Genomic DNA, 24,159 nt, shown 5'->3' with positions numbered 1-24,159 from the left:
TAGACGGCAAAAATTCAGCTAAATTCTGTAAACATTTTGAATTTTGACTGATATTAAAGAGATTTAATACTATTTCAGAGCAAATAAAATAGTTCCGCCGATAATAAGCAAAGCTCCTATCGCTGTTTTAAACGTCAACGGTTCTTTGAAAAATAGTGTGGAAAGGATAATGGCGATGGCTACGCTCAATTTATCTACAGCCGCTACTTGCGAAACTTTTCCTATCTGTAAAGCCTTAAAATAAAATAACCACGATAATCCTGTTGCAATACCGGAAAGGGTAAGAAAAATAAGATTAAATTTCGACAATGAACTAATATCTTTTGCTTCTCCTTTTATAAATACGATACTCCAAACCAATACCAGAATGATAACAGTTCTGATTCCTGTTGCCAAATTGGAATTAACATTAGACACTCCCATTTTTGCAAAAATAGCCGTAAGTGCTGCAAATAATGCCGATAACAAAGCATAGTAGAACCACATAGATACGTGATTAAAAATTTTTCACCAAACCTATTCCGATGATCTTATTCTGATAAAAAGGCATTACCATTGCACTGGAATTTTTATTTTTGCCGCTCAAAAAATTATTTATTTTGGGATAGAGCCAATAAGCTAATTCAGTTGACAGAATCCCGAAACCAGCACCTCCAACAACATCTCCAACCCAATGTTTGTCATTCAGCATTCTATAAATACCTGTAAACACTGCAAATGAATAGCCGGAAACTCCCAACCAGAAATTAGTATCCTGATATTCTCGAAACATAAATTGAGCAGATGCAAACGCAATCGCCGTATGCCCTGATGGAAATGACAAATTATTGGATTGGTCAGGTCTTTCCTCTTTTACCATATGCTTTAACGGAATTACCAATGCAGAAGTAATCAACATCGAGGTTCCGTATATAGTACTTCGGTCCCGCAGATTATGCTTTCCTTTCATTCCTAATGCATTTAATCCATAAACCAATGCGGCAGGAGCAAATTGTGTATAGTTATCCAATTTAATATGATCTGGTCTGTGCTCATTAATTTCGTCTCGCGTCGAAAAATTCAATTGCTTTATACCTTTTACCGACAAACTTGCGATCCCGTAACCGATGAACGCAGAAGGGACAATCAAGCTTTGGAATTTCAAATTGTTTAGCTCAACATCCATATTACCAATGCTGTCAATTTTTGGCTGCTGTGCCAGAATAGGATCGTTATTTTGCGCAACAACTTTTACGAATACAGAAGTTAGCAGAAAAATGCTAAAAACTGATTTAGGAATAAATTTTAACATCTTAATTTTCTTAATTCCGATTTAAATTATTTATGACAAATGTTTCGGACATTGATTTCTTTTAATTGGGCAAGAACCGTCTGACCAAATTCTGTGTAATAGGAATGACCAACGAGAAATCTGCAATTCATAGTGTGCCAATCTTCGTCACTGTATGACGTTTTCAGGAATGATTCAAATTCCTGTCTTAATGCTTTTTCATACTTTTGGTAATTGGTTCTTGTTAAGTGATAGAGGTCCGCATCACAAAGAACCTTTTCAACTAATGAAGATGGTCTTGGAGGATATTTGGTGGATTCTATACAGGATAAAACAGATTCTTTGAAGTTTTTATTACAACCGAAGAATTCCAAAAAATCGTTAGCGATTTTCTTGCTTTCATCCTCGTGACCGATATAAGTATTGGCATAGCCACAATCGTGAAACCAAGCTGCAACCTCCAGCACCAACATTTCATCTTCCGAAAGAACACAATGTGAACCTATTTCTTTTGCCGCAGCAACGACTTCATACGTATGATTGATGTTATGAAAAATAAGTTCATCTGAAAGATTTTCAGAAAGAAATAATGTCACATAAGAGCTTACGGCTTCCAATAAACTATTCATTAATGATGTATAATTTAAAACTTGTGTAGTTATCAAATAATCTATTTGATTTTATCCATTACAAGTACTTTTATACAATGATGAGTAATAATTTTGAAGAAATTTTGAATTTTAAAATTATACCGAATCATTTAAAAAAAGAAAGCCACTCATACAAGTAGCTTTTATAATTCTTTTTATTTTCTATCAGATCCTAATCTTTTACCAGTTTTACAAAGTTACCTTTGGTATCAAACAAAATGTCGCCGCTTTTGACTTCTGCTTCGTACATTACAGAACCATCGGCCTTGATAATTTTAGAAGCTTCTTTTATTTTGCCCAATTGTTTTTTTTCCACATAAGATGAAGCTCCTACCGGAAGCTTGCTCACTTTAATCTCTGTTTCCTTTTCTTCCCAAACGCCCTTTGCATTATAAAGCACACTCATTTCCTCTCCTTTATACTTGAATCCTGCTTCATATTTGCCATCTTCTTTTTCCCATTTTGCTTTTGTATTAGGAAAGGCTTTCATAAAGGCTTTTTCTACAGCTGCAGGGACTTCAGTTTTTATTTTTTCCTGAGAATACGCCAAAGTACATAGGCATATTGATAACATTACTAACAATGACTTTTTCATTTTTCTGATTTAAATTAATATGGTAAAATTGGAACATAATTTTGTAGAAATGTTGAATTTTTAATGAACTTAAAAAAACCAGTAAAATGCAAAGTAAATGGTAGCTAAAAATTTATAAGATTACGATAGCTTATTTTTTAATAAACTTGAATGATTTTGTACTATTTGAAGCTGACTTCACTGTCAAAATATAGGTTCCTGAATTGTATTTTTCAACATTGATTTTTCCTGAGGTTACTATTCCTGTTTCTAGGTTTCTACCTAAGAAATCCGTAATCGAATATTGATAATTATTTGAATCTTTGCCTGTTGAGATATAAATATAATCTGAAGCTGGATTCGGGTAAATACTTATATCGCCAGTGACATATGACAAATCATTTATATTTAAATTAGAAGAACTTGTTGCCAGCCATATAGTTGCATTTAATAGTAACGGCTTATGATTTCCATTGGCATCACCTGTATAGCCATTGTACAAAGTATCACCAGGATCACCTGTCCCATCATCCGGAACAGAACTGTCTCCCAAAGCACAAACTTTTCCAAGCCCATAAGTAGCCGTTGCAAATAAAACATTGGTAGTACCTGTTGTCGAAGAGCCTGTTTTAAATATTAATCCCTTTACAGATGGGTTAGCTGCCTTATTTAGTGTCATTGTCGTCCCATTACTAAACTGGATTTGTGCTGGTGTGCCTGCAGAACCGTGTAGAATAGGGTCTGTTGGAAGATTTGCAATGTTGGTACTCGTTTGTGAGATGTTCTGTAAATCAAAAGAGATCCCGAAAGGGTTAGTCTGTATTGTATTATTGCTCAGGATATCATTCCAAATTCCAGGAGAATCCCAGCCATCCCCATTCCGATCGCTTACATCGTGATCACTGATCATAAATAATCCACCGCCGTTGTTTACAAAATTAATCAAAGCATTAGCTTCACTTGTTGTAAACTTTAGATTAGGCTCATCAATAATATAAACTTTATAATTGGATAAATCCTGTACATTTGTAGGGTCGCCATAAGTAATTATGCCATTGTAAGGGAGCGTTTCTACAATATATCCTCTTTTTACCAAATCTACTGCCCACGCGCTCAAAGCACCGGTCCAATAAGTTTCGGGCGTACTTGCCGTGATACCACTTTGTGCCGGAGTGGGAGTTTTTTGGGGATTGGAATCCGATCCGCCAACAGTGACAGTTCCATTGGAATTTGCTTTAAGATTATGTAAATCGGCATCTATGACCCAATCTCCGTTTCCAGCCATTTCAGCTTTAGTGGCATCGAATAAAATTTTGATTTGGGCTTTTGAAAAATTAATTGCAACTAATAAAATGACCAAAGTAATTATTCTTTTCATTAAACGGTAATTAAAGGTTAAAATGTATCAATTTGCTAACAAGCAATATTACAACTCAATTTTGTAGAAATTCTGAATTATCATCTCATAATCTTACAATACCAATTATACAATTTAAATTAACTCCGTAATTTCTCACTTCTTGATAAAATTGCATATAATAAATCGAAGGTGAAATTCAATATCTGCAATATGAAGATAAAGAAGGTGTAAAGCATCACAAAACCGAAATTGCTGTGCAGATTTCGGATATGATGTTGCACTGATTGATTCAAAATTCGATACTTTTTATTTTTTTCTGAATTTTGCCCGAAAGGCTATTTAAAATTGGTTCTGCATCTTCCATAAAAGGAATTGTATAGCTATCAATAAGATTTTTGATTTTAGTTTTGACAGTTTGAAGATCATTCTACTCTTTATCGCTAAGAACTTTTTTATCAATTGCCAAACCATCCATAATTTCAAAGCTTTGAAATTTGAAGCAAATAAACATAAACTCGGATAAATCAACATAATATTTATTTGATCGTTTATTATATGCGTTAACTAGTTTTTGTATTTCTTCATCAGATCCAAAAAGAACACTATGTTTAATTGCTTTTGTTTTTTCATTAATTGTGTTATTTATAGCTTCATTTCTGGCAACCATTTCTTTATAACTTTCATGAATAAATGCATTCTCCATTTGACCCGTTAAAAAAATATAATGATCAAAAATTTTGTCGTGCAACCCAACTAACGCCTTCCTTTCCTCATCTTTTCAGGAGAGCTGAAATTGGCTATTATGACTAAGTGTAGATTTGTATTTCTCTAGATTATTATTGAGTATTTGTTGAATGAAAGCGATTATCACACCACCAACTATAATCTGAGAGATTAAGGTTACCCAAAATGGAACGTTGTCTGAGCTTTTATCCCAGAAACTTGTTGCAGAATCTTGAACTAAAAGCACTGCTGTTAGTAGAAAAGAAGTCATGGTAATAAGTTTTTAACAATTAAATTTACTAAAAAAATCATTATCAAATTGAAATATTTAATAAATTTTCTAGATGAAAACTACATCTTGATTTCGTTCATTTTCTTCTCCAATGAGATCATTTACCAAAATTACAAAATTAACCATAGGATTAATAAGTTAAATGTTTATATGGTGATTGCAAAAAGTCTGGAGACAAAATAAGTATCTCATATATATAGAGAGAATACATCAAACATTCAGCAATAAAAAGAAAAACAATTTAATCTTATTATAGCCGAATTATTACTTAGTATCGGAATAAGTAAACCATTAGTTGTTTGTGGTTTGCTGTTTATTTTTTATTTCAACATTACCATTGTTGAAATCTTATTCCTATTTGATTGTCTTTTATTGCAAATTCCTTTGCCCCCCAAGGTCTGACTGTAACTTTGTTAAGGTTTGGGTGGAGCAAATTAGGATGAGATACGGATATTTGTGCAAAAACCTCCTCAATATTATTCGTTTCAAGTCTAATCTCTGGATAATGCTCTTTGGCTAATTGCTCGTCTTGAAACACCATAATTCTTATTCCGTCTTTTCCTAATACACAATAAGGTTGCGATATATTTAAATCTTTATGTTCGATGGAAAATTGCAGACAGTCAACAAATAATTTAAGGCCGTCTGAAATGTCTGTATAAAATATACTGGCTACTAATTTTGTAAAATTCATAATTTGTAGTTATTGCTCCAAAATAGTTCTTATTCTTTTGTTAATTTTTGAATCGTTTTTGAGATTTATTAATATTATTGCTTTCTTCGGTCTTCAATATATTTTATACTCACAATTTTATCTCTAATAAATTCAGTTTTATTTCTTCGGTCAATAAAGACATCATCTGAGAGCCTATGAAAAAATTCGCTTTCAATTTTTTCTCCTGTAATTAAAGTTATTATACCGTCAAAAGTACTCTCTTCTACTTTCCGAATATTTGCTTTCAATCGTTCTTGAAGATCATTTAAATCTTTTAAAGATTTTGCATTTTCTCTTTTATAATTATAATAGGTTATAATTCTTTGAGTTATAATTCCAAACAAATACGAAATTAAAATTATTCCTAATATTTTCATTTTATAATAAAATTTGGGCTGATAGCAATCATTGTTGAGATTTTTTTTGATTACTTAATTTTTATTGATTACTGCATTCGTGTCAATTTTTATGTTTTCGCCTATTACATTTCCGTTTATCTTTCCAAATATTTCACAACTTCCAAAATTATAAATTGTTCCATTAATCATTCCGTAAATTATGCTTGATGAATTTGATTCAATCGTTATATTTCCATTCACTATTCCAAATACTATTAATTCAGCCGAATTTGTTACCGTAATATTTTCTATTACAATATTATTTATTATTAAGTTTTCATCTATTTTCATTATTTATCATTTTTTTAGATTTAGTATTAGATTAAAAAATAAAGCTACACTAGTAACCATAGTTGATAAGATAACCGCTGAGTAAATAATATCAATATATGTATTTCTCACTTCTATCTGTATTAAAATAAAACTCAAAAGAAACACTATTAAGAATAGAAGAGATGTCATATAGAGTAAATTTTTATTTTTCATCGAATCGTTTTTTGAGATTGAATTTCATCTGTAATGTAAAAATATTGGCGACTAAAAAGTATAGTAATTGAAACCAAATTAATTATAAAATTGAGCAAATAATCCATCAACTAAATCATCGTAAGTTACAATTTCTACATCTCTAAAATCTGAAACAATTTCTCTCCATTCATCATTATTAAAGTCCCACCTTCTCCCAATTACCAAAATTCTTTTTGGATTATGTACATTAAATTTATACTTTTCTTTAAACCATTTTCTGTTATTGGGGTCATTAAAGTAATTCTTATAAACTCTTGTTTGTGAAATATAAGAATTTAATTCAGCAGAGAAAGTTTCACGATTTGGTTTTCCTATTAATGATCTTGACTTAAATTCTGGCAGTTTAAACTCTACGATATTGGCGTAACCATTTGGCTGTTCAATAAAGAAATCTGGTTTTATTGGTTTCCTTTCATCTGATTGCCATTCACATTTTAATTGTGAATGAACATTTTTCCCAAAAAATGCCATTAAAAGAATGAATTTATTTTCATCCTTCTCCAGAAAATTTGTCAATTCCACCTCATGAGTATTTTTATTTCCAAATAATTCAATAAATCTATTAATTTGTGGTAATTTAACATATTTAAAATCTGAATCTTCAGGAAGAGGATATTGATAATGAGCATCAATATTTACTAAATTATTTAGAAAACCAATATTGAAATTGAATGAATCATATTCCGAATTATCATCTGAAAAACTTGCTGGAATACATTCAAGCCATTTAATATGTCTAGTTTTTAAACTATCATTTTCACAGTCAAAAAAGAAGGCATTAACATATCTTGATGGTGTATCTCTCGGTATCTCAAAATTTCCTGCATTAAATGCAATGATTCCGTTTTGAGCTATAAAATCCCAACCTAATTCATGTAGTTTATCAAATCCTCGATTTGTTGGCATAATTAAATTTTCTGAATATCTAGGTAGTTCAAATGTTTTATTAAAGGTTGAATCATCGTATTTAAAACCAACTATACTTTCTACGATATTATCGTCTATAAAGGTAAAATCTCTTATTTCGACTGAAAAATTAAAACTATTATTTATTTCTTGTACTTTTTCTGATCCAACATATTCAATTGCTAAATGTGTTTTACTGAAATAGAAAATTATTTTTTCTGGATTTAATAAAAAGCCTGGAAAAGTTTTAATCAATTCTGGTTTTGCATTAAGGTATTCTCTTAAAGGTTTCCAATACAATTCAAGAATTTTTTCTAACAACAACATTGAAATTCCTTTATAGTCTAATATTTCTTTATCCACAATATTTGTTTAATGGTTTCAGCAAACTTTTGTCTTTGTGCATTGCATAAATTCCAACTATATGATACTCGCAAAGCAATGTAAGTTACTAATATAAAAATTTTATTTTTGATCGATATTACATTTTCCAGCTATCTTAAATAAATCTTATTTATCATGTGTTTGCTCCAAGCGATAATTACCGAGCCTTAGCAAAGCAACTATTAGCAGTAGCATTGTGGAAGAGCTATAATTCTCTGTTTTATAAAAACAATGTGCAATATTATTTCTTAGATTCATACCTTCTGAAGTAAAAAGATATTTAAAAAACGCAATATCATTAGCGGGTATTAAGTCCGTAATTTTTTTGTTATCTAAGAGTCTATCGAATGATATACGCTCTTCTGTTCCGTCTGCCTTAAATTCGATTGTTTGCGCTGCAATTGCTCTAGAAAATTCACGCAACAAACCTTCAAATTTTAATACTAAACTATCTATCGCAACAATATATCCTTGATGGTGATTCGTTACTGTTTTAATATCAGTCTCGATTTGATTAAAGAAAACTTGTAAAGATGGTGTCAGTAATTCAATCCAGTCAAATCCTTGTTTTTCATTATTATTATCTACATATGTAAAATCTGTTCCGTACCACGTAAAATTTTTCATATAGTCAGTTAAGGATTCGAATGTAATTTTTCCCTCCTTCATACCTTCTAAAAATACACGGCTAATCTGTGGGAAAGTAAAATTATTAATATGCAGATGATAAAGATTGATCATTCCGGATTTATTTTTATTCACATTTCTATTGATGTCAAATGTCATAGTTGTCACCAAATCAGATAAAGCTGATTTAGGTTCATCTTCTTCTGAATTTGGTTTAGGTAAAAAATCCTCTACAATTAGATATTCGTAAATATATTTACTTGATTTTTCAGTTACAATCCGCTTAATGATATCAACGGTCATTTTCCAATATTGGTTAAGAGCTTCAAGTATTTTCTCATCTTTGATTTCAAGAGGTACTCTCTTTAAATTAATCGTCTTCTTAGCTTGTTCAAGCAATACACTCGTCTGCTCTATTTTCTCTTTATGATTAGCTTTTCTATACTCCTCCAACGCATTTAAATAAAAATGGTGAGCCACAAAACTTTGTTCATTTTCCTTTTTCAGTTGCGAAATATGCCAATCACCAAGTTTTTCGTGAAAAATAGCTGGAGACTTTTTCAATTTTTGACTGATAATTATCAATAATTTGAGAAAACTTCCTAACAATCTATCTTCTGCAATTTCCAACTGACTATTGGCATAATCGAAAAACTTCTCAAAAAGCACAGCATCATTTTTTTTTATATTTTCAACTATAAATCTCATGATTGCATATTTGCAGAACTCGCTTATTTTACTTCCTGCTAAAAGTGTGGTAAAATAGTCAATAGTTTCAGCAGTTTTATAGTTTATACTTTGGCTTAAAAGAAAAAGATTTTCGAAATATGTTCTAAAAGAATTATTTAACAGATTATCATCAGCAGCAAAATTTGAATTTTCAAGAAGTGTCATGTAACTTTCAATCGCTTGCTTTGCATAATTATAGTGTTTTTGTGGACTCAGCCAAAGTATATGATTATATCTAGATTTGTATTTGGGATTAATAGTTTCCTCAGCTCTTTTCTTAAGATAAACGAAATCATCATCAAATAGTTCCAATGTTGGATATTTATAGTCTCCCATTTGATATTGGGGTACGTGTTCTCCTTTTTTAATTGAAAAATCGCAAAAAAACTGCTCGTAAGAATATAATTTTTTAAGCTCTGCTTCAGAAGAGCTGTCACCAAGAATTTTTAGATATTTAGTTGTATTAAAATCATGAACAGAAAAATTTTCATCTTCTTCCAGATAAGTATAATAAGATTCTAGATTTGTAAATTGCATCGTAATGTATTTTTTAGGAGATAATATTGACTATAACCCGTAGTGCATTTAGGGAATTTTTTTAATATGCTGATTTTCAATTATAATTATATTATTAAGAAATTGGAAATTTAAATCTCATACTAAAAAAGCGACAGATTCCGATCAAATAATACAAAATTTGTAATTTTTTTAAACATAACTAAAAAGCTAATTCAAAAAAGTCCCATTTTAAAGGGCTTCCTCCAAATGCACTACGGGTTGACTATAATTAATTTTGACCAATTATTCTTAATTGCTCTATCAATTCATTATGTAATAACAACAAAAGAGTAATCACTGCATTTTTCAAAATTCCTTGATTTTTCTCAAAGATATATGTGTAAGCAATCTGTCCTTTTAGTCTAGAATCATACTCATTTACATCATATTTTAATGATGGATAGATTGTTAACATAGTTAAGTTAAAATCAGAGAAATCTCCTCTATGAGCAATAATATCTCTTAAAGGTTTAATTTTGGAAAATGCATCATTAAAATAGTCTATGAATATCAATAATTTTTTTTCCTGCAATATTGGATTGCTGCAAATTTTTCTTTCTAATCCGTTTGATTGAGCATAGTCTAATTGAAAAACTACATTTAATAAGTTTAGCACTTGATCTTTTAATTTTGGTAAACGAAAAAAATAATTTTCGAAATGATATTTAAGATATTCACCTCTATCAACTCGTGTCATTTTAAAAGATTTAATCTTGGGATCTGCAAATTTTATTAATTTAATAGTTAAGTCTATATCCCAAAAACTTTGAGATATAGAATATAAACAGTCATTAACATTTGAAATGTATTTTGACCTATCAGTATCATTTTTAATACGTCCTAAGACTATATCAATTTTTTCTTTTTGAACAACTTGACCAATAGGAGTTGTAAATAATGACAACTCATTATAGTCTATTTCAGAAATATCATCTTCCATAATATTATTTTTTTTCATTTTAAGCTACGTATTATAGTTAAATGTACTATCCAATCAATTATATGTTAATTCTCACTAAGTAAAAATTTTGTTGCAAACTCATCCATTTTCCTTTCGTGTAAATTTATTTCGTTAATTATATTGTTAAGCTTTTCATTATTTAAAGATAAAGTCTCCTTAAGCAAAGATTTTTGTAATTCTTTGCGCTTCTCATAGTAAAACAATAATTCCTGATGTAGCTTCCCTTTATATATGGGGACAATCACTGATTGCAGCCTTATGATAGTTTCATCCAGATAAGAAATAAGGTTGATTATATTTTCTTTTCTCATATAAAATTTTTGTACATGATCTAATTCATTATCAATATCTTTTTCACTATAAATAGTTTTATATTGATTTTCAATCATGATCTGTTTTATTTTTATTTTCCAATTTCTTATCAAGAAAGCAGATTGAAAAGACTTTAGATCACTCAAAAGCCGAGATAGTAAATTTTCGTGTAGACTTTCCAGATTTTTTAAATCTAATTGTGATATAACTCGATTGTGAGCTTCCTCTCTTCTTATTTGATTCAGATTATCCATTAACATTTCAAACTGACGAGGATTACTAAAATAATATTTAAACAAATTGAAATGTGTTAGTATAATTTTTTTAAGTTGTAAGGTATATGTATATGCAATTAAAATGTCTCCATCAGTACAAACTGTTCCAAATTGATTAAAATAAACGTCTTTAACATCCTTACCTAGTTTAGTATTTAAACTAACTTCCCACCAATCAATTCCAAATTTATCTTTAAGTTTTATTTTAACAATTTCCCTTAGTGCATTTTCAATTTCGGAAATTATTTTCTTTGCTTGTGAAAGACGAAAATCTTCTGTATTTTCTTGAAAAAGGGCTCTTGTATACCACTCAATTGACATACTAGTCCCAATAAATTCTGCAATAGGTTTTGATGATAATGAATACATTAATTCAATATTATTTTTATCAAAAGCTCTTATGGCATAGTTCTTAATATTCAAATTCTCATACTCTTTATCTTTGAAAATACCATTGAAGCATCCTATAATTGATGACATTTCAAGTTTTATATCATCTGAATTTTTTGCAACTGGATAAAATTCACAGCAAAGTGTATCTGAATTAAGTAAAAGAACATTTTTCACATCTATTGGTCTGCAATTCTTATTTAAAATGTGAATCAGTTTAAGTGTACTGCTCACCATCTGGATTAAATTATGGAATGTTATCATATATTCTATGTATATAATATAATGGAGTTGACCTGTTTATAATACAAAATAAATAAGTAAATACGCATTGATTTTGCGCACTTTATAGGTAATAAAAATCTATACATTTCCAGATGTGAAAGTTCGTCTTCTATCCTAAAAATGCTCAATCGTTATCTTTTTTTAATTTCCATTTCCTTAATTTCTTCATTTGTATGATTATCGAGTGTTAAAATATAATTAGTTTTTTGATAGTTTGTCATTTAACAGCTCAATATCCTTCCTTAAAACTAAAAACATATCCTTCAAGTTATAGTTTTCAAAGTTATCAGGTTCAAAATCGTTAGGGAAGATTCCTGAAGCATATTGCCATATCTCTACAATTTCGCTTAAAGATATATCATAAGGCTGGTAGAATGAATTATCGGCAGCAACAGTTATTGATTTTTCCTTTTTAGCTTTAAATCTTTTATAAGAAATACCATCATTCAAAGTCACAAAAACATAACTTTTGTTTGGTTTCAGGTCATCAATATTTTCAACATATTTTCCGATAATATAAGAGCCATCTTTAAATGGTGGCATCGAATCTCCCTGAGCTGGAAAAGCTCTGTATTTTCCATTTGTAAGGAAGGGTAATGAAATCCTTTGTAAACTTTCAATATATTCTGGATCACTATAACCTGACAAATATCCCATAGATGCCTTCTGAGGGACAATTTCAATGCTGTTGTTTCCCAATTGATCTACGACCACTGGCAGGACAATCCTGTTGTCCGGTAGTTTCAATACATCTTCTAGCGGATATTTCCTAATATCCACAGTAAGAAGCAGATCAATACTTAAATTAAAATATTTCGAAATTCTGATGAGCAGCTCATAAGGAGCTTCCGAACGTCCGTCCTCATATTTAGAATAACGCACCCGGCTCATTAAAATTTGATCCGCAAGTTCCTGCTGTGATAAATTTTTCTGAGTCCTTAAAAACCTTATGTTATCTGAAAAAATCGACATTGATACAAATTGTATCTACAAATATATAAAAAATGATACAAATAGTATCTAATTTTGTAAAGTGAATCGTGCGATTGTACATATGGACATGGATACTTTTTTTGTATCATGCGAGAGGCTTAACAACTCTCAACTTAACGGTATTCCTCTAATTATAGGAGGTGGAGACCGTGGAGTTGTTGCATCATGTTCCTATGAAGCAAGGAAATTTGGTGTGCGTTCAGCCATGCCGATAAGGATGGCACTTCGACTATGTCCAGATGCAAAGGTAATTCGTGGTGATTATGAAATGTATTCTAACTTATCCCATACCGTAACAGAAATTATCCAACAGAAAGTTCCGGTGATGGAGAAAGCGAGTATTGATGAATTTTATCTGGATCTGTCAGGAATGGATAAGTTTTTCGGATGTTATCAGTGGACAAAAGAAATAGCATCGGCTGTCACTAAAGAAACCGGACTTCCAATAAGTTTTGCTTTATCAACCAATAAAACAGTTTCAAAAATAGGTACAGGCGAAGCAAAACCGGTTGGAAGATTGGAAATTCAAGAAACGGAAATAAAACCTTTTCTAAATCCATTATCCATTAAAAAGATTCCAATGGTTGGAGATAAAACATTTCAGTTATTGTCACGAATTGGAATTCGTACTATTCATACATTATCAGAAATGCCGGTATTGGTTCTTCAACAAATGATTGGTGTAAATGGGAAAGAACTTTGGAAGAAGGCGAACGGTATCGATGAAAATCCCGTTGTACCTTATTCTGAAAGAAAATCAATTTCAACAGAGACCACATTTACTAATGATACAATGGATATTATCGAATTAAAAAGACTTATATCCGGGATGGTCGAAAAATTAACCTATCAATTAAGACAGGAAAAATGGCTGACTTCAACAGTAACAGTTAAAATACGGTATGCCAATTTCGATACTGAAACTAAACAGTGCAAAGTACCATATACATCCGCTGATCATACTTTGTCAAGAGTTGCCCTGGAACTTTTCAATAAGGTTTACACTAGAAGAATGAGACTTAGATTAATAGGAATAAGGTTTACAGGACTTGTGCATGGTAATCATCAAATGAATCTATTTGAAGATACCGAAGAACAAATGAGTTTATATCAAACAATGGATTATCTAAAAAACCGATTCGGAATTAATGCAGTTGGTCGTGCTTCGGGTTTTGATTTGGAAAATAAACGCTAAAAATCTTTCAGTTATGTTTTTGAATTGTCATTCCTACCATAGTCTGCGTTACGGTACTTTATCAATCGAAGAATTGGTAAAACAGGCAGATGAATTAGAGATCAAACAATTGGTATTAACCGATATTAATACGGTCACAGGGATTTATGATTTTAAGAAAGAATGTGAAGCAGTAGGAATTAAACCTATTGTAGGAATGGAAGTAAGAAAAGATGGTAAACTTCTTTATCTAACCATCTCAAAAGAGTTTTCAGGCATCGCTGAAGTGAATAAAATGATCACAGAGTATAATTGTGAAAATAAAGAACTTTCAGAGGTTGCACCTCAATTTAAAAATGTTTTTGTGATATATCCTATGAGTAATATTCCACCTATATTGAAAGAAGATGAATTTATAGGTGTACGGATCGATGAATTGAATTTTTTAATCAGACCTGAATATAAAAAACATATTTCTAAAATGGTGGTTCTCCATTCTGTTACTTTCGGGACTGATGAAGAATATGAATTACATAAAATTTTACGAGCAATCGATAATAATACATTACTTTCAAAATTAACGAAGAAAGAAATTTGTAGGCAATCTGAATATTTTATTTCTGTCAAAGAACTTCTTAAAATCTTTGAAAGATATCCTGAGATTATCAGCAGTACGAAAAAAATTCTTGATGCATGCAGTTTTGAGTTTAATTTTAAACAAGTTAAAAATAAAAAGTTTTATACCAAATCTAAAGAAGAAGATTTGAAACTTCTCAGCCGATTAGCATATTCGGGTCTGGAAAAAAGATATGGATTAAATCATGAAATCGCAAAGAAAAGAATTGAAAAGGAATTAAAAGTAATAGATGAACTTAATTTCTGTTCATACTTTTTAATTACGTGGGATATTATCTGTTACAGTAATAGTATGGGATTTATGCATGTGGGTAGAGGGAGTGGTGCGAATTCTATTGTAAGTTACTGTTTAGGAATTACTGACATCTGTCCTTTGGAACTGGATCTTTATTTTGAGAGGTTTCTCAACCTTAACCGAAAAACACCACCGGATTTTGATATCGATTGGTCTTGGCAGAACAGGGATACAATATTGGAGTATATTTTTGATCGATATGGAAGAGATCATGTTGCGTTTTGTGGAACTAATGTTGAGTTTAAATACAAATCAATTTTTAGAGAGGTAGGAAAAGTATTTGGTTTGCCCAAGGAAGAATTGGATGACCTGGCTACAAAACCGATGGAAATTCATGACCGAAATTCTGTGGTACAAATGGTTCAGAAATATGGTAGATTACTAGAAAAGTACCCTAATCAAAGGAGTATGCATTCCTGTGGGATCTTAATCTCCGAAGAACCAATTACCAATTATACGGCACTTGAAATGCCACCAAAAGGATTCCCTATCGTTCAGTTTGATATGAATGTGGCAGAAGATATTGGACTTGAAAAATTCGACATTCTTTCCCAAAGAGGTTTAGGAACCATTAATGATACTGTTAATCTCATTAAAAAGACAAGAGGAATTAAGGTGGATATTCGTGATACAGCATTGTCAAAAGATGAAGTAAAGTGCAATGAGTATTTAGCAATAGGAAGAACGATCGGCTGTTTCTATATTGAATCTCCGGCAATGCGCGGATTGTTAAGACGATTAAAATGTGATAATTACCGTACGCTTGTTGCTGCTTCATCGATTATCAGACCGGGGGTTGCCCAAAGCGGAATGATGAGAGAATACATTTTCCGACACAACAATCCGGATAAATTTGAATATTTCCATCCCGTATTCGAGGAAAATTTAAAGGAGACTTACGGGATTATGGTTTACCAAGAGGATGTAATTAAGATTGCACAGTATTTTGGGGGATTATCGTTAGCTGACGGTGATATCTTGAGACGGGCGATGAGTGGAAAAGGAAGATCACTGAAAAAACTTCAACAGGTGAAAGATAATTTCTTTAATTCCTGTAAGAGAAAAGGACATTCGGAACAATTAACTGCCGAAGCTTTTAGACAGATCGAATCTTTTGCAGGCTATTCTTTCTGTAAGGCACATTCAGCATCGTATGCCGTAGAAAGCTATCAAAGTCTTTATTTAAAAGTATATTATCCTTTGGAATTTATGGTTTCGGTGATCAATAATCAAGGCGGGTTTTATCGAACAGAAGTTTATATTCATGAAGCAAAAATGTCAGGAGGAAATATTCAGGTTCCATGTGTTAATTCAAGTGAGATTCAAACTACATTAAAAGGAACAGATATTTATTTGGGATTAATGCTATTAGAAGGATTGGAAACAAAAGTATCACATGATATTGTGAATGAACGTGAAATCAATGGAGATTACTTATCATTAGAAGACTTTATCAGACGAATTAATATTGGGATTGAAACGATACAGATTCTAATTTTTATTGGAGCATTCCGGTTTACTTGTAAACCAAAAAATGAATTGCTTGTTGAAGCAAGATTACTATTAATAAATTTTAAACCTGAGAATAGAGGGTTAATGTTAATTGAAGAACCTGTTCAGGAATTTAAACTTCCACAACTGAAAAGAGAAAATTTCGAGGATGCATTTGATGAAATTGAATTAATTGGATTTCCGGTTTCATGTAGTCCTTTTGATTTATTAAAGACAAAATACAGAGGATCAGTATTTGTAAAAGACTTGTTGAAATTTCATAAAAGACAGGTAAAAATGTTAGCATATCTTATTTCCAGAAAACACGTTCCCACTAAAAAAGGGACGATGTATTTTGGTACTTGGATCGATATCAACGGTGATTATTTTGATACCGCACATTTTCCCAATAGTTTAAAGGAATATGATTTTCAGGGAGGTGGTTGTTATTTATTACTAGGGACGGTTGAAGTTGATTTTCACTTTCCTACCATTACTATTCATAAAATGGCAAAGATGCCGATGATCCCCGATCCCCGGTATTCTTATGATAAAGAAAAACAATATGATATCCATCGCCAGATTAAGGAAGATGTAAGCATGACCTCTCGAAAGCCTTATCCGCAGACGCATGAGATTGCATTACCCAGACATAAAATATAAATGAGAATAGAGATGATAATTTAAAATTAATTAAACTGAAGCAGTTAAGTCTTTTAATGCAGAGAAATTTTTATGCATCTCCTGAAGATCTTTTTAGAATATAAAGAAAATTTTTTTAGTCAGGAGGAAGCTTATGTTCTCAAGGGGATCTTTTGAAAGCGAGATACGAGAAAAGACCTGTAATTACTTCGGTTAGCATGAGATAAACGTGAAACTTTGATTTCAGAAAAAGATCATCACCAGAGCAAATAAAGCCTGCCCCTTTCTAACGGATCATTACTTATTATGAAAGCTAGCCTACAGGAACATCGGGATATTGGATTGTGAAATTTTTAACTCCGATGAAAGAAAGGATTAATCCTACTTTCAGGTTGGCTAAATAAAATATTGAATTTCTTTAATGTATTTTATTACAGGTTTTAGCTGTAGTTATCAAAATTAATTATATTAGTTATATAATTAATATAAATGTAGTTTTTTTGGTATTGATTTTTTGTTAAATTTTATATTTTTTTATTTATTTTTCAAAAAAATATAAAATTTTATGCGAATTTTTTTTAAGTTTGTACAAACAAAAAAATCTGCCTAGTATTCCACCACTAACAGATTTTTATTGTTCGATAAAAAATCATATGGAAAAAAGAGAATTCTTTTGTCCCGTATATCTTATTTTATTACAGCAAATATAAAAAATATTACTGAATAAAAAAATATCTAAGTGGATTTTTGAAAATAAAATCTGGTTTTAGAATATAATATTGATATATAGACAAAATTGATTTTTTCACAAGCAAACTGACAATTTGTTAAACTTTATATTAATATTTATGGAAAAAAACATTCACGAACTACATTCACAACTTGAAACGTATATGAACAAGTATATCAATTCAAGTCCTCTTCAGAAGAAATTTTCTATTCAATTTCTAAAACTTCAAAAATTTATGCAAGATTCTTCAATTAGTTTATATAATAAAGACGTAGGAGCGAAGTATTTAGAATACAGAAAAGAACCAGGCAATAGCAAAATAACAAAAGAATGTAAATTTAGAATTGATAGTAGATATGTTGATTTACTAAATGGAATGCTTCAAGAAAAATGGATTGTTAAAAAAAGTAAAAAAGATTATTATATAGTTTTACCTACAAAAATAGGTCCTATGCTTTTTGACTTTTTAAACAGATACTCAACTGAAAGAAGATTAAATTCAAAAACACGCGAAAACTATTACATAGCCTTGGAGAAGTTTTGTCACAGAATGGAGGAGGAAAGTTTATTTTCTCTCTCTAAGATCTCATCAGAATTTATTTTAGCATTTATCAATTCTGTGACAGCAGGGAAAGATCATGCAGCAATTATTTTAAGAGCTTTATTAAAGGATTTGTATAGTCAGAAACTTATTAGTTATAATACTGCACATATTCTTGATGGTATAAAAGTTAAGAAAAGAACAAAATTATCATCGCATTACTCATTGGAAGAAATTTTATGTATAGAATCCTCCGTCGACCGGAGGTATGCAACTGGTAAGAGAGACTATGCAATGATTCTATTAGCTACCAGATTAGGATTAAGATCATCGGATATAAGATTTTTAAAGTTTTCTAATATTGATTGGGATAATAATTTGATAATATTTGAACAATACAAAACAAAGGATAGAATAGAGCTGCCATTATCCATAGATGTAGGTGAAGCTATAGTAGATTACATAAAAAATGGTAGAGCGAAGTCAGATTCTAAATATATATTTTTAAGATGTAACGCGCCCTATATTCCTATGACACAGGGAGGACTACATGTCATAATTAATAAATATTTCACAAAAGCGAATATAGATTTTAGTAGAAAAAAGCACGGACCACATTCTTTGAGACATAGTCTTGCAACAAATCTGTTGAATAACGGAACACCACTACCAATTATTGCAGAGACTCTGGGGCATCAAAGCTCACAAAGCACAATGCAATATTTGCATATTAATATCTCGGTTTTGTTGAGATGCACATTGGATGTGCCTAGTGTAGATATTAATTTTTATACACAAAAAGGAAAAGGTTTGTCATGGATAAGATAAATGAATATTTTACGTACAAAAGTTTTTTTTCCTCGTATATTGAAGGGTTTTTACGGGAAAAGGAACAAAAAGGACTTTTAAGAGGGTTAATGTTAAAATGTTATATGCTTGAATTTGACAGATTCTTTATTGAGTATAATATAACTAACTTACATATAACAAGAGAGGTGATTTTGCAATGGAAAGATACACGTCTTAACGACAAAGCAACTAATCTGTACAAAAAATATACTACATGGGTAAGTTTTTGCAAGTATATGTGTCGTATGGGTATTGAATGTTATATTCCACATACTCCAAAAGAGGGTAGACAAAACGATTATATTCCATATATATATACTCATGAGGAAATAAATTTGCTTTTTTCCAATGTTGATAAGTTAAGAATTAATAATTGTAAGCATAAAACTCAAATGTTCATTCTGCCAGCTTTCCTTCGTCTACTTTATAGTACAGGAATAAGAATTGGTGAAGCATTAAGTATAACTAATGAAGATATAAAATTCAAAGAGAAAGTTATTGAAATTAATGATTCTAAAAATGATAGACAAAGAATAGTTGCGATAAATGATTCGCTGTATGAAGTTCTTTTGCAATATCAAAAATTTAAAGAGTCAATGCCTATTAGAGGAATATGTGACGCAGACAAAAGTTTTTTTGTAACGCAGAATGGAAAACCCTGTTTATCAAATCGTATTTATAAATGGTTTGAACAATTATTATTACATAGTGATGTTCCTAAACAACCATGCTTTAATAGGCCAAGAATACATGATATTAGACATACTGCAGCGGTACATGCTTTGGAAAAACTTGTAAAAAGTGGAGAAGATATTTATTGTGCTTTACCTATGATATCTGTTTTTTTAGGACATAAAAATATCAAATCCACAGAAGCATATGTTAGGCTAACAGATGAAATGTTCCCGGATTTAATACAGAAAGGAAGTATAACATCCTTTGTTTTTCCAGATATGAAATATAATAAATACGAATAGCTATGACAGATTTTGCTAAACATTTGGAAAACTTTTTTATAAGATACCTTATAGGAGAATGTAATTCGTCAAAGCATACTATAAGAGCTTACAGAGATTCTTTCACGCTTTTACTAATATTTATGAAGAATGTAAAAAATATAAATGCAGATAATTTAGAGCTCAAACATTTAAATAAAAATGCAGTTTTAGATTTTTTAAAATGGCTTGAGGTAGAACATGAAAATGAAATTTCAACTAGAAATCAAAGATGTGCAGCGATTAAATCTTTTTGTAAATATCTGCAGTATGAGGAACCTATGAGAATTTCGGAATGGCAGAACATACGTTCTATAAAATTAAAGAAGTACACAACTGAAAAACTTACTTACTTGTCTATAGATGCGATAAAATTACTTTTAGATCAGGTTCCGTTAGACTCAAGAAGTTCCAGAAGAGATTTAGCTTTAATTGCACTTTTATACGACAGTGGTGCTCGTGTTCAAGAAATCGCTGATCTAACACCGGATTCAATTAGATTTGACAATCCTAGTACCGTTAGATTAATTGGTAAAGGAAATAAGCAAAGGATTATTCCATTACAAAAGAATCAAATAGATCTCTTAAAAAGATATATTGAAGATTTCGGATTGAACAGGTTTGGAAAAGAAAAGAGCCCATTATTTTTTAATAGAGTAGGAGAAAAGTTGACAACCGCTGGAATAACATATATTTTAAAAAAATATGCGACGATAGCCAGATTACAAAATGAAAATCTAATACCAGCAACAATTAGTCCTCACATTATAAGACACTCAAAAGCTATGCATTTGTTACAAGGCGGTGTTAACATAGTTTATATCAGAGATTTCTTAGGTCATAAAAGTATACAGACTACTGAAATATATGCGCGTGCTGATTCAAAACAAAAAAGAGAGGCTTTAGAGTCTGTCTATGTAAATGTTCTTCCTGAAAGCAATACAGAAAGATCTTGGGAAAAGAATCCTAAACTTAAAGATTTTCTTAAAAGTTTAGGCTAAAAATATTAAAATCAAAAGCCTAAGTCCTAAGCTAATTGTTTAAATGTTTGATAATTATGTTTTTATTCTTTGGGCTTTTGATTTTTTTTAAGTTTCGATAATCCACTTTATCAAAAGCTTTCGATAAAATTGATGAGCTTTTTCTGGATCTGAAAAGTTTCAAATATATCGATATTTACGACTACTGTCTCAGAATCAAAAATGAGATTGATGAGCAGGAAAAAATTCCGGTAAGTATAGGAGTTGCGCCTACAAAAACTCTATGTAAAGTGGCAAACCGGATTGTAAAGCAATTTCCCGAAAAGTTTAACGGAATTTATATTTTAGATGCCCCTGAAAAAATTGAAAAAGCCTTAAAATGGTTAAAAATTGGTGACGTTTGGGGAATCGGAAGACGTCTTGCCGTAAAAATGCATGAAAATGGAGTGCATAAAGCATGGGATCTTCTTCAAAAGCCTGAAATGTGGGTTCGGAAGATCATGGGAATTCACGGAGTAAGAATGGTGAACGAACTGAAAGGAATCCGTCAGTTAGAACTGGATGCTCCGTCTCCCAAAAAATCCATTGCCGTCACCAGAAGTTTCATGGAAATGCTTACCAAAAAAGAAGACGTTCGCGAACGTGTGGAAACCTTCGGGATGTATTGTTCAGAAAGACTCAGAAAACAAAATACCTGCTGCAAAATGGTAACCGTTTTTATACAGACCAACCGATTCAGAAAAGATCTTCCCGAATATCGGAATGCCGCAACCCGAATTCTTCCCAATCCCACAAATTCATCAATTTTAATTGGCAGAGTCGTGAATGAATTGTTTGAAGATATCTTTAAAGAAGGATTTCATTATAAAAAAGCAGGCGTTATTGTGAATGATTTTGTGCCGGAAGATCAAAGATTGATTAATCTTTTTGAAGAAGATACCCAGAATCTGCATTTGCCGGTGATGAAAGCAATGGATGCCATGAACAGAAAATACGGCAAAGATAAAGTACGTCTCGGAAGCATGAGCGGCGAAAATACTTTCGGACGAAAACAGATGTCTCCCGAATATGAAGCTTTTCTAAAAAATAATACGCTTAAAGAGGCAAATTTTAGATTTCATTAAATTTAAAACTATCTTTTTTCATACTTCCAGTTTCTGCCTTTTCCTTCAGAGATCCACTCTAAAGCCTGTTCCATTCTTTTGTTTCTGGTTGATTCCGTTTTAGCTTCCGTAATCCAGTTGATATATTCTTTACGGAAAGAGGGTGAAGCTTTTTTAAAAATTTCCAGAGCTTTTTCATTTTCATTCAAAGCATTTTGAAAATAATCAGGAACCTCTGTTTCTGTTTTCGATGGAGCTGCTTTTTTCAAAGTAACGCCCATATCTGTCAGTTCCATTGCTTCAGTAATCATCTTTTTAAGCTGAGGTTTTGAAGGAAGATTTTCTGTTTCTGTAATTTTACCCAAACTGAACATATTCGTTTTTTCAGTCTCCGTTTCAAACTCTTTCAGCGATGTCATCTCATCATGAAGCCAGAATCCCATACTGCAGTACTGTTTAAAAGCAACCATTGAACAAAGAATCTTCCCTTTATACAGGAACGTGGGAAACTTCCACTTGATTGCTTCTTCTGCATCAGGACAGAATTCGTGAACGGTTTCTCGGATATAATTCAGAATAGGTTTTGCAAAATCCTGAGATTTTTCAATGTATTCATCAACTTTTGGGCTGTATTTTTCCATATTTTTATTGAAATACTTTTACCGTTTCATTCACCAGAAATTTCACCTGATCCGGTCTTCCTCTGTCGTTTTTCGGAAGATTATTATAGCTTCCTGTCCTTACAATCACCATATCATGTTCCGGAATCATAATGATGTATTGTCCCTGAAGTCCCAAAAAATAATAATGCTTTATAGGATGGTCATGATTGATCCAGAATCCCATTCCGTAAATTTCCTCAGAATTTTTAGTCGGAGTACGCATTGTATTGATGAAGTCCGGATTTAAAATTTGCTTATCCTCAACTTTTCCATCGTTAAGAAATAACTGTCCCAATTTTGCAAAATCCCTTGAGTTGGAATGAATGCAGCAATATGTTTTTTCCATTCCGCTTTCGTCCGTGCTCCATGTTGCATTTTGTTCCATTCCCATCGGAATCCAGAATTTTTCGGATAAATAACTTGCCAAGGACTGTCCGACAGCTTTTTTAATGGCAAACCCTAAAAGTTGCGTAGAACCGCTCTGATATTCAAATCTTTCTCCCGGATTTTCTTTAAATTTCCTTGAAAAAGTAGCGTTCATTAAATTTTTTCCGTAATAAGCTTTCGCATTGGGCAGAAAAGGATTCTTGTAATTTTCATCCCAGTCCAGTCCCGATTCCATCTGAGCCAGATTTTTTAATGTTAAATTTTTAGCAAAATCTTTATTCTTGAATTCCTCAAAATAATCCGAAAACTTATCATCAAGACTTTTAATTTTTCCCTCTTCCAGTGCTTTGCCCAAAAGCATTACCGTAACTGCTTTTGCCATAGAGAAAGAATTGGTTTTCGACAGTTGATTGTAGCCGTTCCAATACTCTTCGTGAAGCAGCTTTCCGTTTTTCACCACAATAAAAGATGCGGTATTGGAATGTGTTAAATCTTCAACGATATTTTTCGGTAATTGTTTTTTGTTGTATTCGGGAGATTCCTCCCAAAGTTCAGGAGATTCTGTAGCGATGAGGTTGCCGGAAAACAAGGTGCCGTCATCAATATTGGCGCTGAGTTTTCCCCTTAAATAGGTTTTGGATATTCCGTTGAAAATATAACCATATCCCAAAACATAAAAGAGAAGTACGGCAATGACAATAAATGTCACAAAATAAATAAGAATTGTCATAGCAATTGATCTTA

At 31.3% G+C, this 24,159-nt stretch carries 22 protein-coding genes and 1 pseudogene; 7 read left to right on the top strand and 16 right to left on the bottom strand.

Translation table 11 applies throughout. The annotated features are described in order from the left end of the window. Positions 1-69: 69 nt before the first annotated feature. The 14 genes from AC52CF_RS20080 to AC52CF_RS20015 all read right to left on the bottom strand — a co-directional run bounded on the left by AC52CF_RS20080 (position 70) and on the right by AC52CF_RS20015 (position 12,909). Entirely contained in the window at positions 70-486 is a 417-nt protein-coding gene (locus tag AC52CF_RS20080) for an EamA family transporter (RefSeq protein ID WP_290264374.1), read from the bottom strand. A gap of 10 nt (positions 487-496) precedes the next feature. Beyond that, positions 497-1,291, bottom strand: a complete 795-nt coding sequence (locus tag AC52CF_RS20075) for a phosphatase PAP2 family protein (protein ID WP_290264377.1) — start codon at positions 1,289-1,291, stop codon at positions 497-499. Positions 1,292-1,317: 26 nt separating this feature from the next. Continuing rightward, positions 1,318-1,899, bottom strand: coding sequence for an HD domain-containing protein (locus tag AC52CF_RS20070; RefSeq protein ID WP_290264380.1), 582 nt, complete (start codon positions 1,897-1,899; stop codon positions 1,318-1,320). 193 nt (positions 1,900-2,092) lie between these two features. Next, a complete protein-coding gene (locus AC52CF_RS20065) occupies positions 2,093-2,515 on the bottom strand; it encodes a PepSY-like domain-containing protein (RefSeq protein WP_290264383.1) in 423 nt (140 codons plus the stop codon). Between the two features lie 130 nt (positions 2,516-2,645). Beyond that, complete coding sequence (locus AC52CF_RS20060) at positions 2,646-3,872, bottom strand: T9SS type A sorting domain-containing protein (RefSeq protein WP_290264386.1); 1,227 nt, start codon at positions 3,870-3,872, stop codon at positions 2,646-2,648. Between the two features lie 409 nt (positions 3,873-4,281). Further along, positions 4,282-4,557, bottom strand: coding sequence for a hypothetical protein (locus AC52CF_RS20055; RefSeq protein ID WP_290264389.1), 276 nt, complete (start codon positions 4,555-4,557; stop codon positions 4,282-4,284). 643 nt (positions 4,558-5,200) lie between these two features. Beyond that, positions 5,201-5,563 (bottom strand): VOC family protein, encoded by a 363-nt coding sequence (locus tag AC52CF_RS20050; RefSeq protein WP_290264392.1) that lies wholly within the window; start codon positions 5,561-5,563, stop codon positions 5,201-5,203. Positions 5,564-5,637: 74 nt separating this feature from the next. Next, complete coding sequence (locus AC52CF_RS20045; RefSeq protein WP_290264395.1) at positions 5,638-5,961, bottom strand: hypothetical protein; 324 nt, start codon at positions 5,959-5,961, stop codon at positions 5,638-5,640. A 54-nt stretch (positions 5,962-6,015) separates the two neighbouring features. After that, on the bottom strand, positions 6,016-6,273 hold the full coding sequence (locus AC52CF_RS20040) for a hypothetical protein (RefSeq protein WP_290264397.1): 258 nt from the start codon (positions 6,271-6,273) through the stop codon (positions 6,016-6,018). 273 nt (positions 6,274-6,546) lie between these two features. Beyond that, positions 6,547-7,779 carry a Shedu anti-phage system protein SduA domain-containing protein gene (locus AC52CF_RS20035; RefSeq protein WP_290264399.1) on the bottom strand — a complete coding sequence of 411 codons (1,233 nt, stop codon included), beginning with the start codon at positions 7,777-7,779 and terminating at the stop codon, positions 6,547-6,549. Positions 7,780-7,926: 147 nt separating this feature from the next. Then, positions 7,927-9,693, bottom strand: coding sequence for a DUF7380 domain-containing protein (locus AC52CF_RS20030; protein ID WP_496517608.1), 1,767 nt, complete (start codon positions 9,691-9,693; stop codon positions 7,927-7,929). A 250-nt stretch (positions 9,694-9,943) separates the two neighbouring features. After that, positions 9,944-10,672, bottom strand: a complete 729-nt coding sequence (locus AC52CF_RS20025; protein ID WP_496517607.1) for a Cthe_2314 family HEPN domain-containing protein — start codon at positions 10,670-10,672, stop codon at positions 9,944-9,946. 47 nt (positions 10,673-10,719) lie between these two features. Beyond that, the gene (locus AC52CF_RS20020; RefSeq protein ID WP_290264408.1) at positions 10,720-11,889 is read right to left on the bottom strand and encodes a hypothetical protein; all 1,170 of its coding nucleotides are present in this window, start codon (positions 11,887-11,889) and stop codon (positions 10,720-10,722) included. A 246-nt stretch (positions 11,890-12,135) separates the two neighbouring features. Then, positions 12,136-12,909 (bottom strand): XRE family transcriptional regulator, encoded by a 774-nt coding sequence (locus AC52CF_RS20015; RefSeq protein WP_076391490.1) that lies wholly within the window; start codon positions 12,907-12,909, stop codon positions 12,136-12,138. Between the two features lie 61 nt (positions 12,910-12,970). Between AC52CF_RS20015 and dinB the strand changes: the two genes are divergently transcribed. From dinB to AC52CF_RS19980, 7 genes and pseudogenes are all read left to right on the top strand, one after another. Further along, positions 12,971-14,125: a DNA polymerase IV gene (gene dinB, locus AC52CF_RS20010; RefSeq protein ID WP_290264411.1), complete on the top strand. Its 1,155-nt coding sequence runs from the start codon at positions 12,971-12,973 to the stop codon at positions 14,123-14,125. A 13-nt stretch (positions 14,126-14,138) separates the two neighbouring features. Beyond that, a complete protein-coding gene (locus AC52CF_RS20005; RefSeq protein ID WP_214588169.1) occupies positions 14,139-17,189 on the top strand; it encodes a DNA polymerase III subunit alpha in 3,051 nt (1,016 codons plus the stop codon). A gap of 827 nt (positions 17,190-18,016) precedes the next feature. Further along, positions 18,017-19,267 carry a site-specific integrase gene (locus tag AC52CF_RS20000; RefSeq protein WP_290264416.1) on the top strand — a complete coding sequence of 417 codons (1,251 nt, stop codon included), beginning with the start codon at positions 18,017-18,019 and terminating at the stop codon, positions 19,265-19,267. Next, positions 19,255-20,265, top strand: coding sequence for a tyrosine-type recombinase/integrase (locus tag AC52CF_RS19995; protein WP_496517606.1), 1,011 nt, complete (start codon positions 19,255-19,257; stop codon positions 20,263-20,265). Before AC52CF_RS20000 ends, AC52CF_RS19995 begins: the two co-directional genes overlap by 13 nt. Before the next feature lie 2 nt (positions 20,266-20,267). Continuing rightward, positions 20,268-21,284, top strand: a complete 1,017-nt coding sequence (locus AC52CF_RS19990; RefSeq protein WP_290264420.1) for a site-specific integrase — start codon at positions 20,268-20,270, stop codon at positions 21,282-21,284. A gap of 128 nt (positions 21,285-21,412) precedes the next feature. Further along, positions 21,413-21,550: pseudogene (locus tag AC52CF_RS19985) on the top strand (Y-family DNA polymerase); the annotation flags it as partial. A gap of 3 nt (positions 21,551-21,553) precedes the next feature. Continuing rightward, positions 21,554-22,387, top strand: coding sequence for a DinB/UmuC family translesion DNA polymerase (locus tag AC52CF_RS19980; RefSeq protein ID WP_496517605.1), 834 nt, complete (start codon positions 21,554-21,556; stop codon positions 22,385-22,387). Between the two features lie 8 nt (positions 22,388-22,395). On the opposite strand, the gene AC52CF_RS19975 is transcribed toward AC52CF_RS19980, so the two are convergent. After that, complete coding sequence (locus AC52CF_RS19975; protein ID WP_496517604.1) at positions 22,396-23,007, bottom strand: YdeI/OmpD-associated family protein; 612 nt, start codon at positions 23,005-23,007, stop codon at positions 22,396-22,398. A gap of 4 nt (positions 23,008-23,011) precedes the next feature. Continuing rightward, a complete protein-coding gene (locus tag AC52CF_RS19970) occupies positions 23,012-24,145 on the bottom strand; it encodes a serine hydrolase domain-containing protein (protein WP_496517603.1) in 1,134 nt (377 codons plus the stop codon). Between the last annotated feature and the right edge of the window lie 14 nt (positions 24,146-24,159).

Source organism: Chryseobacterium sp. 2P, from assembly GCF_059579425.1.
The sequence above is the reverse complement of the archived record's forward strand: the minus strand, read 5'-3'. Positions and strand labels throughout refer to the sequence as shown.

What these genes read in the sequence shown, in the direction of transcription:
- AC52CF_RS20080 (WP_290264374.1), bottom strand. Translation starts at nt 486, where the DNA reads ATGTGGTTCTACTATGCTTTGTTATCGGCATTATTTGCAGCACTTACG.
- AC52CF_RS20075 (WP_290264377.1), bottom strand. Translation starts at nt 1,291, where the DNA reads ATGTTAAAATTTATTCCTAAATCAGTTTTTAGCATTTTTCTGCTAACT.
- AC52CF_RS20070 (WP_290264380.1), bottom strand. Translation starts at nt 1,899, where the DNA reads ATGAATAGTTTATTGGAAGCCGTAAGCTCTTATGTGACATTATTTCTT.
- AC52CF_RS20065 (WP_290264383.1), bottom strand. Translation starts at nt 2,515, where the DNA reads ATGAAAAAGTCATTGTTAGTAATGTTATCAATATGCCTATGTACTTTG.
- AC52CF_RS20060 (WP_290264386.1), bottom strand. Translation starts at nt 3,872, where the DNA reads ATGAAAAGAATAATTACTTTGGTCATTTTATTAGTTGCAATTAATTTT.
- AC52CF_RS20055 (WP_290264389.1), bottom strand. Translation starts at nt 4,557, where the DNA reads ATGGAGAATGCATTTATTCATGAAAGTTATAAAGAAATGGTTGCCAGA.
- AC52CF_RS20050 (WP_290264392.1), bottom strand. Translation starts at nt 5,563, where the DNA reads ATGAATTTTACAAAATTAGTAGCCAGTATATTTTATACAGACATTTCA.
- AC52CF_RS20045 (WP_290264395.1), bottom strand. Translation starts at nt 5,961, where the DNA reads ATGAAAATATTAGGAATAATTTTAATTTCGTATTTGTTTGGAATTATA.
- AC52CF_RS20040 (WP_290264397.1), bottom strand. Translation starts at nt 6,273, where the DNA reads ATGAAAATAGATGAAAACTTAATAATAAATAATATTGTAATAGAAAAT.
- AC52CF_RS20030 (WP_496517608.1), bottom strand. Translation starts at nt 9,693, where the DNA reads ATGCAATTTACAAATCTAGAATCTTATTATACTTATCTGGAAGAAGAT.
- AC52CF_RS20025 (WP_496517607.1), bottom strand. Translation starts at nt 10,672, where the DNA reads ATGAAAAAAAATAATATTATGGAAGATGATATTTCTGAAATAGACTAT.
- AC52CF_RS20020 (WP_290264408.1), bottom strand. Translation starts at nt 11,889, where the DNA reads ATGGTGAGCAGTACACTTAAACTGATTCACATTTTAAATAAGAATTGC.
- AC52CF_RS20015 (WP_076391490.1), bottom strand. Translation starts at nt 12,909, where the DNA reads ATGTCGATTTTTTCAGATAACATAAGGTTTTTAAGGACTCAGAAAAAT.
- AC52CF_RS20005 (WP_214588169.1), top strand. Translation starts at nt 14,139, where the DNA reads ATGTTTTTGAATTGTCATTCCTACCATAGTCTGCGTTACGGTACTTTA.
- AC52CF_RS20000 (WP_290264416.1), top strand. Translation starts at nt 18,017, where the DNA reads ATGGAAAAAAACATTCACGAACTACATTCACAACTTGAAACGTATATG.
- AC52CF_RS19995 (WP_496517606.1), top strand. Translation starts at nt 19,255, where the DNA reads ATGGATAAGATAAATGAATATTTTACGTACAAAAGTTTTTTTTCCTCG.
- AC52CF_RS19990 (WP_290264420.1), top strand. Translation starts at nt 20,268, where the DNA reads ATGACAGATTTTGCTAAACATTTGGAAAACTTTTTTATAAGATACCTT.
- AC52CF_RS19975 (WP_496517604.1), bottom strand. Translation starts at nt 23,007, where the DNA reads ATGGAAAAATACAGCCCAAAAGTTGATGAATACATTGAAAAATCTCAG.
- AC52CF_RS19970 (WP_496517603.1), bottom strand. Translation starts at nt 24,145, where the DNA reads ATGACAATTCTTATTTATTTTGTGACATTTATTGTCATTGCCGTACTT.